The following is a 14,803-nucleotide window of genomic DNA, read 5'->3' as shown; positions in this document are numbered from 1 at the left end:
GCTTGTAGCAGTACAATCATTCTAACAATACAACCAATGCCTCCCATAGCCCGATTTATGCCTATGAGCTGCGGATATATGGCGACAGCCCGGGGAAGAACGACTCCCGTGGGGGCGTGCGACGGCCGGTCACCCGCGACGGATCCCGTTCACGGAGGTCTCGCCGGGTGCCGCGCAGCGCGTTCGGGCCGGGCTCAGCCGTCGCCGCGCTCAGGGGGACAGCGGCCTGCCATGCCACGCCGCGGCCGATCTCGTCCGGCCGCGGCCACGGCGTGGTGACGTGGCTGTCCCCCGCCCGTCCCGTGGGCGTCCCCGGTCGCGCCTCCGGGTGAGGAGGCGAGCGGAATGCCCGGTAACAAGGCCGTGGCCTACCGGGGCCCCGGCAGGGTCGAGATCGAGGACACCGACTACCCCGAGTTCGAACTGAAGGACGGGCCGGGCGTCAACCCGGCCAACGTCGGCCGCAAGGTCCGCCACGGCGCGATCGTCAAGGCCATCGCGACCAACATCTGCGGCAGCGACCAGCACATGGTCCGGGGGCGCACCACCGCGCCCACCGGGCTGATCCTCGGCCACGAGATCACCGGCGAGGTGGTGGAGACCGGCCCGGACGTGGAGTTCACCAAGGTCGGCGACCTGGTGTCGGTCCCGTTCAACATCTCCTGCGGCCGGTGCCGCAACTGCAAGGAAGGCAGGACCGGCATCTGCGAGAACGTCAATCCCGACCGGCCCGGGTCGGCGTACGGGTACGTCGACATGGGCGGATGGGTCGGCGGGCAGGCGGAGTACGTGCTGGTGCCCTACGCGGACTGGAACCTGCTGAAGTTCCCCGACCGGGACCAGGCGATGGACAAGATCCTCGACCTGGCCATGCTGGCGGACATCTTCCCCACCGGCTACCACGGCTGCGTCACCGCCGGGGTGGGTCCCGGATCCACGGTGTACATCGCGGGCGCGGGCCCGGTCGGGCTGGCCGCCGCCACCGCGGCGTTCCTGCTGGGAGCCGCCGTGGTGATCGTCGGCGACCTGAACGAGGAACGTCTGGCACAGGCGCGCAGCTTCGGCTGCGAGACGGCCGATGTGTCCAAGGGCGAGCCGGCGGACCAGATCGAGCGGCTCCTCGGCGTTCCCGAGGTGGACTGCGCGGTCGACGCGGTCGGCTTCGAGGCGCGCGGCCACGGCGCCGAGGCCGGGGTCGAACGCCCGGCGACGGTGCTCAACAGCCTGATGGACCTCACCCGCGCGGGCGGCGCGATCGGCATCCCGGGTCTGTACGTCACCGGCGACCCGGGGGCCGCGGACGAGGCGGCCCAGCAGGGCTCGCTGTCGCTGCGGCTCGGCCTGGGCTGGGCCAAGTCGCACGCCTTCTTCACCGGCCAGTGCCCGGTCATGCGCTACAACCGGCGGCTGATGATGGCGATCCTGCACGACCGGGTGTCGATCGCCGAGAACGTGAACGCGACCCCGATCCCGCTCACTGAGGCGCCGCAGGGCTACGCGGACTTCGACCAGGGCGCCGCCCGCAAGTACGTCCTGGACCCGCACGGAATGCTCACGTCCCGGGCCTGACGTGACGCGGTCAGAACACTTCAGAGCGCAAGAACGCCGCCTGAGACCGGCCACTACGGCGGCGCATGGCGATCAGGCGCCGGTCCCCCGCCTCCGCCGGTACGTCACCGGCGAGCCGGGGGCGAGGACCCGCCTGGGCGAGGCCTGAACGTGGAACGTGGCCCCACTCCGGCAGGACCCCGGTCCGGAGTGAGACCACGCTGGTGTACTGGCGGCGGGCCCCGCCACGGCCGTGATCGGCCGGGACGGGGTCCGCAGTCTGGGGTGGTTAGGAGATGGGCGGGTAGGCGTTGGCGAGGAGCTGGCGGAACTGCGCCGAGAACCACGCACCGGCGATCGGGGAGTCCGGCAGGGCACCGGTCGGGTTGTTACCGTTGCGCTCGTTGCCGCCGTAGGTCGGGTCGCACATCCGGTCGAAGCCCTTGCCCTCGTTGTTCGGAATCTCCTTGCTGGCGCCGTCGGACTCGCCCGGAGGCTTGATCCACACGTAGGCGTCGATACCGGTCGCGGGAGCCGCCTTGGGCCGCTCGCCGATGCCCGCACCGTCCTGGTTGCACCAGTTGCCGGCGTGGATGCGACGGTCGACCTTGGACGCGTTCACGAAGGTGTCGACGTTGGTCGAGGAGCTGGGCCCGCTGGGCCGAGCCGAGCCGCCCCAGCCGTTACGCGAGGTGTCGATCAGCATTCCGAGGCCGGAGTTGAACCCCTGGGAGACCAGCTCCTGGCGGAACGCCTGGGCGTAGGTCAGCTCGTCGACGTAGAAGTTCCAGTCGACCCACTTGGACTGCCGCACCGACTGGCCGCCCACCTGGGTGTTGATGGTGAAGTACGGCTCGCTCAGCGCGGAGTAGTTGGCGGTGTTGGTGATGAAGCCGTCGACGCTGGCGAAGCCGGCGGTGGTGCCGCGGACCGTCTCGGCGAAGAGCTGGGCGGAGGGACGGAAGTTGCTGTCCCAGCCGAGCCAGCCGTGGTGCCCGGCGTCGATGTAGGTGTAGACGTTCTTGATCGCGTGCAGCTTGTTCAGCGCGTACTGAATGCCCTGCACGTAGGCGCCGCTGGACTTGGCCTCGGCGCACGCCGCGATACCGGTGTTGGTGACCAGGTTGGGCAGCGAGTCGATCTCGATGATCGTCACGATGCGCAGGTTCGCGTACTTCGAGTCGCTCAGGATGGCGGCGATCGGGTCGATGAACTCGGTCTTGTAGCGGCTGATGCCGTTCTCCGAGACCTTCAGCTCACCGTTGGAGGCCAGCGCCGAGCAGTCGCGGTTCGGCAGGTCGTAGACGACGAACTGGATCGTCAGCGGGGTGCTGCCGTTGGCGGCGTCCTGCTGGACGGCCTCGTCCAGGTGCGCCCGCACGCCCATGACGCTGTCGCTGCCCTCGATGGCGGCGATGCGGTCCAGCCACACGCCGGTCGAGGTGTTGGCGATGGCCGCGCCGCCCGGCTCCGCCGCCGCCTTCGAGGACCAGTTGGGGTTCACGTAACCGGTCGCGCCCGAGTACGGGTTGTCGACGTGCGTCGGGTTGGTGGTGCCGTCGTTGTCCGCCTCGGTCGCGGTCACGGCCACCGAGGTGAGCCCGGAGGAGGCCACGGTGAAGGTCCGCGAGCCGTTGGTGGAGTCACTGTCCTCGGCCGCCGCCAGGGTGACGTTCTGCGCCGTGTTCCAGTTCGACGTGGAGAAGGTCAGGCTGGAGCCGCTGGACACGGTGAGGTCGGAGTCGCCGCTGCCGGCGGTCGTGGTGACCGTCACGTTGGAACTGGGCTGCTGCGACAGGCGCACGGAGAACCTGGCGGTGCTGCCCTCGGTGACGCCCACCGACGTCGGGCTGACCACGAGCGACTGGACACCCGGGGTCGGGGTCGGAGTCGGGGTCGGCGTGGGAGTCGGCGTGGGCGTGGGGGTCGGCGTCGGCGTCGGCGTCGGCGTCGGGTTGGGCCCGTTACACCTCGTGCCGTTGATGGCGAACGTCGACGGGTTGTTGTTCGTCCCGCTGAAGTTGCCGTTGAACCCGAGCGTCCATGAGGCCCCAGTGCCCTGGTTGCCGTTGTAGGACTCGTTACGCACGGTCACGTTCGAGCCCGACTGCGACCACTGGCCGCTCCAGCCGTTGGTCACGCGCTGGTTGCCGGAGAAGGCGAAGGTGAGCGTCCAGTTCGTCAGCGGGTCACCAAGGTTGCGGACGGTGAGGTTGCCGCCGAAGCCGCCTCCGCCCTCCCATGCCTTGGTATACGTGACGTCACAGGCGACCGCGGCACTGGCCGGGGTCGGAGCGGCGGCGAGGCCGATGCCGGTGAGCAGCATCGCTGTCACCGCCGTCAGTCCTCTTCGCCAGGAACTCTTGTGGGGTCCCATTGTCCGTTTGTCTCCCTCATGAAACTGATGGGGTCGCCGTCTTCTTGAGGCGGCCAAGCAGCACCCGACTCGACGTTTGCGGTGGGAGCGCTCCCATCGTCGGAGTGTTTCGAGAGGATGTACAGCAGATTGCGGGCCCCCTCCCCCGCAGGGCGACACCGGCTTCTTCCCGTGATCTACGTCACCCGCCATGGCCTCGACAAACGCTCGTTACACCGCAAGGCACGATTAAGGAGCCCGATGAAACATTCATCTAGTGCCGACCGGTAACGCACGTTCTTCGACAGTCGGGGCGTATACGGTCTGATGATCCATCCAACCGCCACCCGCCTGGCCGGACCGACCGGCCTGGCGTGCCGATCGTTTAAGTCGATCGCCGCCGGCGCAGAAAGATGAAGTCACGATCACCCCACGGGAGGCAAAATGTCAGACCAGCCCCGCATGTCACTGTCGAGCGTCGTGCTCGGCACCCCCGACGTGAACGCGCTCGCGGCCTTCTACCAGCGCCTCCTCGGCTGGAAGAGGTCGCAGGACCAGCCAGGCTGGATCAAGCTCGCCGACCCGGACGGCGGGCCGGGCCTGGCCTTCCAGGCCGAGACCGAGTACGTCCGGCCGGCGTGGCCCGCCGCCAACGGCGACCAGCAGATGATGGTCCATCTCGACATCGCGGTCGACGACCTGGACGTCGCCGCGGCGCACGCGGTCGCCTCCGGCGCGGTCCTGGCCGACTTCCAGCCCCAGCCGCAGGAGAACGTCCGCATCTTCCTCGACCCCGACGGCCACCCGTTCTGCCTGTTCATCGAGTAGTGACCCGCGGCGAACCCTCGCCGTCCCCGCCCGGATCGTGACGTACGCGACGTCGCAAACCGATCGCCCTCCGATCGATCCGGGTTGTTCACGCCCGGTTCAACCGCTCTTGCCAAGGTGCCGTACGTAGCCGGACAAGATCTATCCGGCGGGACGGAAAGGCAAGAAATGGGCCACGGGCACGACCACCCTCACGAGCATTCGCACGCTCATCCCCACGACCACTCGCACGGGTACGAGCACGCCGCAGAGCACGCCGCAGAGCACCGCGACATGGCACCGGTCGTGGACCTGTCGGTCCCCGACGCCGAGCTGTCCCCCGGCCAGCTCTCGCGCCGCCAGATGTTCCGCCGGGCCGGCCTGCTCGGCGCCGGCCTCACCGCCGCCGGCGTGCTCGGCGCGCAGAGCGCCGCGGCCGACGCCGCCCAGAAGGCCCGCCACGGCGCCGAGCCGCGCGACGGCTACCTGTGGCTCGCGGGCGACCACCACATCCACACCCAGCACAGCTCCGACGGCATGTACAAGGTCAGCGACCAGGTCAGGCACGGCAACGCGTACGGGCTGGACTGGATGGTCATCACCGACCACGGCAGCGTCACGCACGCCAAGATCGGCGTGGACAAGGTCAACCCGGACATCGTCGCCGCGCGCAAGGCCGTCAAGGACACGCTGGTCTTCCAGGGCCTGGAGTGGAACATCCCCGCCGCCGAGCACGGCACGGTGTTCGTGGCCCCGGGCCGCAACGAGGTCGCCACGCTCAAGGAGTTCGAGAACTCCTACGACGGCTCGGTCAAGGGCGCCTCCGCCAGCACCCCGCAGAACGAGGCCCTGGCCATCGCGGGCCTGAACTTCCTCGCCGACGCGGTGCGCCGGCGTCGCGTCGAGGACGCGCTGTTCCTCGCCAACCACCCCGCGCGCAAGGGCCTCGACTCCCCGCACGAGATCCGCGGCTGGCGGGACGCGCAGCCGTCCATCGCCGTCGGCATGGAGGGCGCGCCCGGGCACCAGGCGGCGGGCATTCCCAAGCCCAACGGCCCCGGCTCCGGGCGCGGCCTCTACGACAGCACGCCGGGCGCGGACTCCTGGCCCGGCTACCCTCCCGAGAGCTACAAGACCTTCGGCGGCTTCGACTGGATGACCGCGACCGTCGGCGGCCTGTGGGACAGCCTGCTCGCCGAGGGCAAGACCTGGTGGATCACCGCCAACTCCGACTCCCACGCGGTGTACCTCGACACGAGCGACCGCGGGCCGAACAGCGACTTCGAGGCCAACGGCCGCTACAACGACCCGGTGTACAAGGGCGTCCCCTCGGTCACCAGCGGCGACTTCTGGCCGGGCTACTACAGCAAGACGCACGTCGGGTCGCGCGACTTCTCCTACATCGCGGTCATGGACGGCATCCGCCAGGGCCGCGTCTGGGTGGACCACGGCGGCCTGATCAGCGCGCTGGTCGTGCGCGCCCGCCAGTCGGGCACCGGGCAGCGCGGGGTGACGCTCGGCGACACGCTGCACGTCCGCAAGGGCGCCAAGGTCGAGATCGCCATCGAGATCACGCTCGCGGACCGGCCGAACTGGGCGCAGTTCATCCCGGCCCTGGCCCGCGTGGACGTCATCCAGGGCGACGTCACCGGCCCGGCCGCCGACCGGGACGTCTTCACCACGCCCGCCACCAAGGTCGTCAGGTCCTTCGAGGTGAAGAAGAACACCGGCACGGTGACCTTCGGCTACCAGGTCGGCGCCGTCGACCGCCCGGTGTACGTGCGGCTGCGCGGCACCGACGGCAACCGCGGCGCCGTGGGCCTGCTCGGCGCCGGGGTGGACCCGGCGGGTCCGGCGATCGACGTCTTCGGCGACGCCGACCCGTGGAAGGACCTCTGGTTCTACAGCAACCCGATCTGGATCGTGCCACGCGGATGATCCTCGGCCTGGACGCGGGCTCACGGACGCTCGCGGAGGCCGAGCATCTCCTCCACGAAATGGCGGAGTCGCTCGGCCTGCCCGCGGGATCGGTGGGCTGCACTCACTTCGTCCGCACCACGACGGGGGCGCCGCACGTGGCCTGCTCCCTGAGCATCCCCGCCCCCGAGGCCGCCTCTGCGGCTCCGGGGTCCGGGGCGAGCGGGCCCTCCGGCGATGCCGGGGGACCGTCCGGGCCCGCCTTCGACCTCGGCGCGGTGCCCGCCCAGCTGGGTGCGGCGCTCGGCGACGCCCGCACCGGACCTGCGGACCTCGCGGAGGGCGCCGCGCTGGCGGCGGCCGCGCACGCCGCCGGGTCAGGGGGCCGGCTGGTGCTGTTCCCCGGCAGGGACGAGCTCACCGGCACCCTCAGCGTGGCCGACGTGCTCGCCCGCTCGGCGGTCGAGATGGTCGTCGTGCTCGGCCACGCCGAGGAGCCCTCCCCCGGCACACCCGTGGTGACGGGCGACTTCGTCCGGCCGCAGTATCGCGACGGTCGCGTCGTCCTGCTCGCCATGCCGGCCGCGGGCGGGACGATCATGCCCGCCGAAGTGGCGCACCCGACTCCCTGCTGCGCCGACCACGGCTGACAGCGATGACGCGGGTGAGCGCCTCCTGACGGGTCCGGCCCGACGTCTGACGGTGACCCGGTTCGTTCGTCACCGGACAGGCGGCGGCGCAGGCCCGTCCGGAGCTAGCGGCCGGTCGTCTCGGTCAGCAGGTCGTCCCAGTCGGCCAGGAAGCGGGCGAGCCCGTAGCGGGCGGAGGCGGCGGCGCGGGCCGCTTTGCCCGCCTGCGCCGCGCGCGCGGGGTCGGCGGCGAACGACCGGAGGGCCGCGGTGAGCGTCTCCATGCGCGTGGAGATCACCCCGGCCTCCGGCGGCACGGCCTCGACCGCCTCGGTGGTCGCGAGCGCGACGACCGGCATGCCCAGCAGCATGGCCTCGATGAGGGACAGGCCCAGCGACGTCCACCGGTACGGATGCAGGTAGACGCGGCGGCGGGCCAGCTCGGCGTGCATCTCGCGCTGCGGCAGGTCCTCGAAGGCGCCGTACGGCAGGCCGGTGACCTTCATGCCGAACACGTCCAGCGGCACCGCGCGGGCGAACGCCGGCAGCAGGTCGGTGCCGGCGACCCGGGTGCGGCGGACCGGCTCGTTGACCACGACGCCGGCCCGGGGCAGCTCACCGGTGTAGCGGTGGCCGGGGTCGACGACGCCGTGCTCGATGACCCGGGTCGGCGCGCGCCCGGAGTCCCAGAACAGGTCGTTGAAGTGGGTGACGTGTACCAGCGGGATGTCGTCGCGGTCCGCGAGCGGGTGGCGGGTGGCGGGCACCTCGCCGGCCGGGGTGTTGTGCTCGACGTAGACGGCGGGGACGTCCCTGCCGGGGCGGCGGCCGAGCCAGCGCTCGGCGAGGCCGGGTTCGTGCGGGCGCTGGAGCACGACGACGTCGAAGTCCTCCTCGCGCAGCCGGTCCCAGGCGACCTCGCGCACCGAGCCGGGCCAGGTGTAGGTGCGCGCCCTGCCGCGCCCGTCAGGCCCGCGGTCGTCGGTGAGCGGGACGACGTAGTCATGGCCGCCCTGGACGAACGCGGTCGTCCAGGACCCGTGGACGTGCCACACCAGAACCCTCAAGACGTCCTCCCTCACCTCGGGGCGAGCGTCGCGGGCAGCGTGCCGTCCCCGGTCGCCTCTGGTCTCATGCCGGTCGCCTCTGGTCTCATGCCATCAGCCGTTCGACGGCGTCGGTGAGGTCGCGCGCGACCTCCGGCGCGGCGGCTATCTCCGCGGGGAGCGTCACCGGGGTCGGGACGAGGATGGCCCTGGCCCCGGCCGAGCGCGCGGCCTCCATGTCGCGGCCGATGTCGCCGATGACGACGCAGTCGGCGGGGTCGACGCCGAGGGCCTCGGCCGCCCGCAGGACGAGGCCGGGCAGCGGTTTGCGGCAGTCGCAGCCGTCGCCGTCGTCGTGCGGGCACACCGCCCAGACGCCGAACGGGCCGAGCAGTTCCTCGACCCGGGCGTTGACCCGGCGCAGCTCGTCGGCGTCGAACAGGCCCTTGGCCACGCCCGCCTGGTTGGTCACCACGCCGATGGGCATCCCTGCCCGGCGCAATCGGTCGAGCGCGGCGCGGGCGCCGGGCATCGGGCGCACCAACCGGGGGTCTTTGTTGTAGGGGACGTCTTCGATGATCGTGCCGTCGCGGTCGAACAGCACGGCGCGAGGGCGGGGGCGTAGCGGCACCAGGGCACCTCCCTGCTGCCGTGTGCCCCGTTCCAGATGCGACAAACAACTGCTTTGTGTGACGACACCCAGCGTGTCACCCCTGACCGGCTCGTTCTCGGCTGCTCGCTGTTTGAGAAGCGCTTCCCCGGTAGTCATCCCCCGCCGACGGAGGGAGAAGCCATGAGGTTCCTCGGCATCAACACGGTCTTCCATGACCCGGCCGGACACGCCGGGCGCTGATGCGGGATGCCGCCACCGTGGACGACTCCCGGCCTCCATCCGGCCGGAGGACGGCGTCCGCCCCTGCCCTGGGGCAGCGCCCTGGACGGCGTTCACATGTTCGCGAGCGTGAAACCGTGTAGCCGCGCGCACCATGGGGTACCGCAGGGCTGAGCAGGGTTTTCACGCGCCCATTCCACGGCGCGCACCGCCTCGCCCCGGGACGACCCCGCCCGGCGGCCGCACCGGCCGTCGTCCCGGCCGTACGGGGGCCGCCTCCGCCGTGGAGGTTCGGGGGACGAAATGAGCACACCATCCAGCCAGCAGGAATCCGGGCATGCCGAGCGCGGCGGCTCCGAGGAAACGACCGGCGCGCCCCGCACGCCGGCGGAGGACGAGAGCTCCGCGCGGCGGCCAGAGGCCCCGCGCGGGATGCCGTTCGGGTCGAGAACGGCCGAGGGCGAGACCGAGATCAGCGACGGGGAACGCGAACGCCTGAAGGAACTCAACCCCGACGACTTCGAGTGACCCGCCCATGACCGCGCTCTCCGGCGGTCACCCTCCGGCGGCCCGCTCCCCGGGCCGGTCCGCTCCGCTTCGGTGCGGAGCGGTTCACTCCCGCTCGACGCGCATGGCGGCCTCTTCGGCGGTGTAGCCGCCGTCGTCGGAGCCCACCTCGCCGCCGATGCCGAACATCGGCTGTTCCTCGGTGGCGATGTCGATCCAGACCGTCTTGCCGCGGCCGCTGGGCGAGTTCCCCCACGTCGTGGCCAGCAGCCCGACGATCACCAGCCCCCGCCCGTGCTCGGCCTCCGCGTTGGCCTCGTCGGAGACGAAGATCGGCGTCGGCACGGCGGGGCTGGTGTCGGTGTCCCTGACCTCCAGGTGGACGCGGTCGGGATACTCGCGCAGCCGCACCTCCACGTCGCTGTCGGCGTGGATGAGCGCGTTGGTGACCACCTCGGAGACGATCACCTCCAGATCGTCGGCGAGCGCGTCCATGCCCCATTCGCGCAGGTGCGCCCGGACGAACCTGCGGGCGGCCCTGACCCCTTGCAGGTCGTGCCGCTGGATGGCCAGGCGGTCGATGCGGCAGTGCTCGCCGCACGGGTTGCCCTCGTAGCGGGCGAGCAGGACGGCGATGTCGTCCCGGCGCGCCTCGCGGTCCGGGGCGACGGCGATGAGCCGGTCGGCGAGCCTGTCCAGCGAGTCGTCGTCGAACTCCTCGATCGAGTCCAGCAGTACGCGGGCCCCGTGCACCGGATCGCCGGTGACCGACTGCGCGAGCCCGTCGGTGTAGAGCATCAGCAGCGTCCCCGGGTGGAGGCCGATCTCGGCCGTGCGGTGCGCTCCGGTGAGCGGGACCCCCAGCGGCACGTTCGCCGGGACCTCCGGCACGGTGACCGTGCCGCCCGCCTCGCAGACCAGCGGCACGGGGTGCCCGGCGAGCGCGATCTCCGCGACGCCGGTCTCGGGGTCCATGCGCACGTAGCAGCAGGTGGCGAGCAGGTCGGTGTCGAGATCGGCGAGCAGGTCGCTGGATCTCGCCAGCACCGCGGCCGGGTCGTGCCCCTCGGTCGCGTAGGCGCGCAGCGCGCTGCGCAGCTGGCCCATGATCACCGCGCTGTCGATGTTGTGCCCCTCGACGTCGCCCACCACCAGGCCGATGCGGTTTCCGGGCAGGCAGAACGCGTCGTACCAGTCGCCGCCCACCTCGGTGCAGGTGGAGGCGGACAGATAGCGGGCGGTGGTGATCACCTGCGGCAGCTCGGCGAGCGTGCGCGGCAGCAGCCTCTTCTGCAGTCCCTGGGCGAGAGCCCGCTCGTTCTCGCCGAGCTGCGCCCGCTCCACCGCCATGCCGAGCAGGCCCGTCATCATCAGCAGGACGGCGCGCTCGCCTGCGCCGAACCGCCGCGGCTCGTCGAAGCCGATGATGCAGCTGCCGAGTGGCGTGGCCCACGGGCCGATCGGCAGCACGGCCATGGACTGGACGCCGCCGCCCGTCATATCCGGATAGTCGCGGAGCAGGGCGTCACTGTCGTTGAAGAACAGCGGCCGGCCGGTGCGGATCACGTCGGTGTAGGGCGTGGACCGGTTCAGGGCGACGCCGCGGATCTCCTCACTCAGCTCCGCCTCGCAGTTGGCCTGGCCGGCCAGGCGCAGCCGGCCCTCGTTGATGGTGGCCAGGGCGAAGCAGGAGCCGCCGAACGGGGACATGATCCGCTGCCCGGCGGTCCTGACGATCTCCGGCAGGCCGCACGCCTCGTTGAGCGCCCCGGACAGCTTGTACACCTGGTACATGAGCGACAGGCCGATCGAGCCGGGGACTCCCGCCAGACCCCACGCCGGCTCGTGGCCGACGCTGTCGTACAGCGGCACGACCACCGGCGAGCGGGTGGCCAGCAGGGACGTGCCGCGGGTGGCGAGGCCGACCAGGTCGCGGGCCAGAGTGCGGCAGATGCCGCGCAGGCGGCGCATGTCGGCGTCCGGCAACCGTTCCCCGCGCGGGGGCACCCAGGCCAGGGTGAGCGCTCCGACGCGATGCTCCCCCGCGACGAGCGGGACCGCGACCACCGAGTACGCGAACGGGATCAGCGGCACGAGCTGCGCGTTCGGGTGGGTCTCCCCGGGCAGGCCCGCGCTCACCGGCCGACCGGTGCGGTAGGCCGTCGGCGTCGCGTAGAGGCTGTCCATCGCCATGCGATCGGGCATCGTGAAGATCGACGGAGGCGCGCCGCAGATCACGGTCGCGGACAGATGCAGCCCATCGCGGTCGGGCAGGTAGACGGCGCCCGAGTAGGCGCCTATCTCGCGGACCGCGCGGCTCAGGGCCGCGCCGATCAGTGCGTCCCGCCCGGCTCCGGTGGACGGCGGGACGCGAGAGACGTGCCGGCGATGTTCGAGCGTGGTCCGCTCCCTTGGCTCTTATGCGCGGCGACACCCGTACCCGGCCCCCACGGCCCGGCCTACCGGTGCCGCGGCCCGACGCAGGTCCGACGGCCCGGCGGGCGTACAAGCACACTCTATCGGCGCAGGTCAAGGAGCCCAAAGCGCACCTTCGGCCCGTCGCGGGGCCGCCCTACGCCCTGCCCTCCTCCGAGGCGAAGTACCGGGCGCACAGGCGCAGGCGGCGGGCGTGCCAGACCATGAAGGTGCCGAGGAAGAGCTGGACGAGGCTGCGCCACACGTCCTCCCACCGGTCGCGCAGCCGCATGGCCGCCAGCGCCGCGCGGCGCGGCCGCCCGTGGGCCGCCGGGCGTGGAGTCACCAGGCAGGGGCCCCGGTTCGGCAGCGAGCGGGTGTGCCCGGCCGAGGTCGCGAACTCGAAACGGGTGAGCAGTTCCCTGACGACACCCTGGACGGTCAGCGGGGCGAGGTGCCAGGCGGGGCAGGGCCGGTTCGCCGCCACCCCGAACGGGATGTACGTCGGGCGTTCCTCCCGGAACGGGTCGAAGGTGTCGGGGTCGCGGTATCCCGAACGCTGGAACTCCTGGTAGTCGAAACAGACCACCGAGCCCGCCGGGATGGTCTCGCCCTCCTCCAGCGCGATGTCGGCCGAGGTGATGCGGTGGGCGATCCCGAAGAGCGGGAAGACGCGCAGCGTCTCCTCGATGACGTGGGCGAGCAGCTTCTCGTCCGCCGCCGCCTGGCGCTGGATCTCCGGGTGCCGCGCGAGCATCATCAGCACGTGCGCCGTCGCCTCTGAGCTCTGCACCACGGCGGTGGTGAAGAAGGTGCCGTGCAGGTACAGCGCGCGCTCCCGGCGCGACAGCGACCCCGGAAGCTCGTGGGGCACCTCGTCCAGCACGCGTTCGAGGTGGTCGGTCAGCCGGAGCCGGCGTCCCATGTGCCGCAGGCCGCAGCACTTGAGCGCGGTGACGACGTCGTCGGCGTTGGCCACGATCATGCGGCGGACGTCGTCCGGGCACGGCGCGGCGAAGACCACCCGGTAGTACAGATCAGCCCAGACGGGCATGACGAGGTCGCGGAGCCGCACCATGCCGGTGTGGTCGGGCAGCGCCGCCGCCACGCTTCGCACGGCCAGGTCGTCGGCCGTCCGGCTCGGCATCCTGAGGATGGCACGGGTGCAGCGCGCGACCTGGTCGTAGCGCGGCCCGGGTTCCAGGTGCTCCTGGTGGAGCTCCGGGCCCGGCGACAGCCAGTACCAGAACAGGTCCGACAGCGCGGCGCCCCGGCTGCGGCCGTCCGCCGCGGGGTGGGAGTAGATCTCCATGAATCGGGAGGGACCGAACCGGTCGCCGGGCACGGTGATCCCCTCGGCCCCGTTGACGCGGGCGAACAGCCAGATCCGCAGCGCGACGACCGCGCGGGGCAGCCAGTAGGGCAGGCTGAGGAACAGCGCCAGGAGCAGAAGCGAGAAGAGTACGATCACGACTTTCCCATCCCTCGAGGTGCCAGTTATACGCAAAAGAGAGTCTTGAGGGATTCGTCGTGAATCTCCAGATGTGTGGGGATTCGTATAACCGGCATGGATCATGTTGCGATCAGTTCGGGACCGGCGGGCGTGAGCGGTCCCGACCTCCCGCCCGCGCCGGACCTCGCCGGGGCGAACCGGGAGCCGCACGAGGCGGCGCCGACGACGCGTGAGACGGCGTGGGCGCCGGTCAACCTCCGCGACTTCGAGCAGGCCGCCCGCGCGCGGCTCGACCCGGTGTACTACGACTACTTCGCGGGCGGCGCCCAGGACGAGGTCACGGTGGCCGCCAACGAGGCGGCGTTCCGGCGCCACACCCTGGTCCCGCGCGTCCTGCGCGGCCAAGGCGCCCCCAGGCTGGAGGTGGAGGTGCTCGGGCAGAGCGCGTCCATGCCCGTCCTGCTGGCGCCGACGGCGTTCCACCGGCTGGCCCACCCCGACGCCGAGCTCGCGACGGCCCGCGCCGCCGCCGAGGCCGGCGTCATCATGATCGCCGCGATGCTCTCCACGGTCACGATCGAGCGGATCGCCGCCTGCGGGCCCAAGCTGTGGTTCCAGCTGTACATCCAGCCCGACCTGGACTTCACCACGTCGCTCGTCCGGCGCGCCGAGGACGCGGGCTGCCGCGCGCTGGTCGTCACCGTCGACTCCCCCGCCCTCGGCCGCAACGAGCGCGCGGACCGCAACCACTTCCACGACCTGCCCGCCGGCATGCACTGCGCCAACATGGGCGAGGAGGGCGACGCGCGGCAGGTCGTGCTGTCGCCGGAGATCTCCTGGTGGCACATCGACTGGCTGAGGCGGACGACCTCGCTGCCGATCGTGCTGAAGGGCGTGCTCCACCCCGAGGACGCGCGCCTCGCGGTCGAGCACGGCGCCGACGGGCTCGTCGTCTCCAACCACGGCGGCCGCCAGCTCGACACCGCCGCGGCCTCGGCCGACCGGCTCCCGCTGATCGCCGAGGCGGTGGGCGGGACGGTGCCGCTGCTGGTCGACGGCGGGGTGCGGCGCGGCACCGACGTGGTCAAGGCGCTCGCGCTCGGCGCCGCAGCCGCGGCGATCGGGCGTCCGGTGCTGTGGGGGCTGGCGGTCGCCGGCCAGGCGGGCGTGGCACGGGTCCTCGAACTGCTGGGGAACGAGCTGGCGAACGCGCTGACGCTCTGCGGCGCGGCCGCGCCCGCCGAGGTGACCGCGGACCTGCTCGGCGGCGTGTCCTGGAAGTGATCGAAGCGG

At 71.7% G+C, this 14,803-nt stretch carries 11 protein-coding genes; 6 read left to right on the top strand and 5 right to left on the bottom strand.

Annotated elements, in window-relative coordinates:
• The first annotated feature begins 345 nt into the window (after positions 1-345).
• The gene (fdhA, locus tag ACZ6QO_RS19620) at positions 346-1,569 is read left to right on the top strand and encodes a formaldehyde dehydrogenase, glutathione-independent (protein WP_465852494.1); all 1,224 of its coding nucleotides are present in this window, start codon (positions 346-348) and stop codon (positions 1,567-1,569) included.
• A gap of 268 nt (positions 1,570-1,837) precedes the next feature.
• On the opposite strand, the gene ACZ6QO_RS19615 is transcribed toward fdhA, so the two are convergent.
• Entirely contained in the window at positions 1,838-3,874 is a 2,037-nt protein-coding gene (locus ACZ6QO_RS19615; RefSeq protein ID WP_465852901.1) for a glycoside hydrolase family 6 protein, read from the bottom strand.
• A 474-nt stretch (positions 3,875-4,348) separates the two neighbouring features.
• Here ACZ6QO_RS19615 and ACZ6QO_RS19610 point away from each other — a divergent pair, with 474 nt between their 5' ends.
• From ACZ6QO_RS19610 to ACZ6QO_RS19600, 3 genes are all read left to right on the top strand, one after another.
• Entirely contained in the window at positions 4,349-4,732 is a 384-nt protein-coding gene (locus ACZ6QO_RS19610) for a VOC family protein (RefSeq protein WP_465852492.1), read from the top strand.
• A 273-nt stretch (positions 4,733-5,005) separates the two neighbouring features.
• Positions 5,006-6,649 carry a PHP domain-containing protein gene (locus tag ACZ6QO_RS19605; RefSeq protein ID WP_465852490.1) on the top strand — a complete coding sequence of 548 codons (1,644 nt, stop codon included), beginning with the start codon at positions 5,006-5,008 and terminating at the stop codon, positions 6,647-6,649.
• The gene (locus tag ACZ6QO_RS19600) at positions 6,646-7,278 is read left to right on the top strand and encodes a hypothetical protein (RefSeq protein ID WP_465852488.1); all 633 of its coding nucleotides are present in this window, start codon (positions 6,646-6,648) and stop codon (positions 7,276-7,278) included. Before ACZ6QO_RS19605 ends, ACZ6QO_RS19600 begins: the two co-directional genes overlap by 4 nt.
• 104 nt (positions 7,279-7,382) lie before the next feature.
• On the opposite strand, the gene ACZ6QO_RS19595 is transcribed toward ACZ6QO_RS19600, so the two are convergent.
• Both ACZ6QO_RS19595 and ACZ6QO_RS19590 read right to left on the bottom strand, forming a co-directional pair.
• On the bottom strand, positions 7,383-8,324 hold the full coding sequence (locus tag ACZ6QO_RS19595; protein WP_465852486.1) for a glycosyltransferase: 942 nt from the start codon (positions 8,322-8,324) through the stop codon (positions 7,383-7,385).
• An 85-nt stretch (positions 8,325-8,409) separates the two neighbouring features.
• On the bottom strand, positions 8,410-8,934 hold the full coding sequence (locus tag ACZ6QO_RS19590) for a D-glycero-alpha-D-manno-heptose-1,7-bisphosphate 7-phosphatase (RefSeq protein WP_465852484.1): 525 nt from the start codon (positions 8,932-8,934) through the stop codon (positions 8,410-8,412).
• A gap of 504 nt (positions 8,935-9,438) precedes the next feature.
• Between ACZ6QO_RS19590 and ACZ6QO_RS19585 the strand changes: the two genes are divergently transcribed.
• The gene (locus ACZ6QO_RS19585) at positions 9,439-9,663 is read left to right on the top strand and encodes a hypothetical protein (protein WP_465852482.1); all 225 of its coding nucleotides are present in this window, start codon (positions 9,439-9,441) and stop codon (positions 9,661-9,663) included.
• Between the two features lie 84 nt (positions 9,664-9,747).
• Here the strand turns inward: ACZ6QO_RS19585 and ACZ6QO_RS19580 are convergent, their stop codons facing one another.
• Together ACZ6QO_RS19580 and ACZ6QO_RS19575 are read right to left on the bottom strand one after the other, a co-directional pair.
• Positions 9,748-11,976, bottom strand: a complete 2,229-nt coding sequence (locus ACZ6QO_RS19580; RefSeq protein WP_465852899.1) for a SpoIIE family protein phosphatase — start codon at positions 11,974-11,976, stop codon at positions 9,748-9,750.
• A gap of 238 nt (positions 11,977-12,214) precedes the next feature.
• On the bottom strand, positions 12,215-13,528 hold the full coding sequence (locus ACZ6QO_RS19575; protein ID WP_465852480.1) for a cytochrome P450: 1,314 nt from the start codon (positions 13,526-13,528) through the stop codon (positions 12,215-12,217).
• Between the two features lie 132 nt (positions 13,529-13,660).
• On the opposite strand from ACZ6QO_RS19575, the gene ACZ6QO_RS19570 reads away from it, so the two are divergent.
• Complete coding sequence (locus ACZ6QO_RS19570) at positions 13,661-14,794, top strand: alpha-hydroxy acid oxidase (RefSeq protein WP_465852478.1); 1,134 nt, start codon at positions 13,661-13,663, stop codon at positions 14,792-14,794.
• Positions 14,795-14,803 lie beyond the last annotated feature (9 nt).

Source organism: Sphaerisporangium sp. NPDC049457 (assembly GCF_055586705.1).
The sequence above is the reverse complement of the archived record's forward strand: the minus strand, read 5'-3'. Positions and strand labels throughout refer to the sequence as shown.

Coding starts and splice junctions, on each gene's coding strand:
- fdhA (WP_465852494.1), top strand. CDS start 346: ATGCCCGGTAACAAGGCCGTGGCCTACCGGGGCCCCGGCAGGGTCGAG.
- ACZ6QO_RS19615 (WP_465852901.1), bottom strand. CDS start 3,874: ATGCTGCTCACCGGCATCGGCCTCGCCGCCGCTCCGACCCCGGCCAGT.
- ACZ6QO_RS19610 (WP_465852492.1), top strand. CDS start 4,349: ATGTCAGACCAGCCCCGCATGTCACTGTCGAGCGTCGTGCTCGGCACC.
- ACZ6QO_RS19605 (WP_465852490.1), top strand. CDS start 5,006: ATGGCACCGGTCGTGGACCTGTCGGTCCCCGACGCCGAGCTGTCCCCC.
- ACZ6QO_RS19600 (WP_465852488.1), top strand. CDS start 6,646: ATGATCCTCGGCCTGGACGCGGGCTCACGGACGCTCGCGGAGGCCGAG.
- ACZ6QO_RS19585 (WP_465852482.1), top strand. CDS start 9,439: ATGAGCACACCATCCAGCCAGCAGGAATCCGGGCATGCCGAGCGCGGC.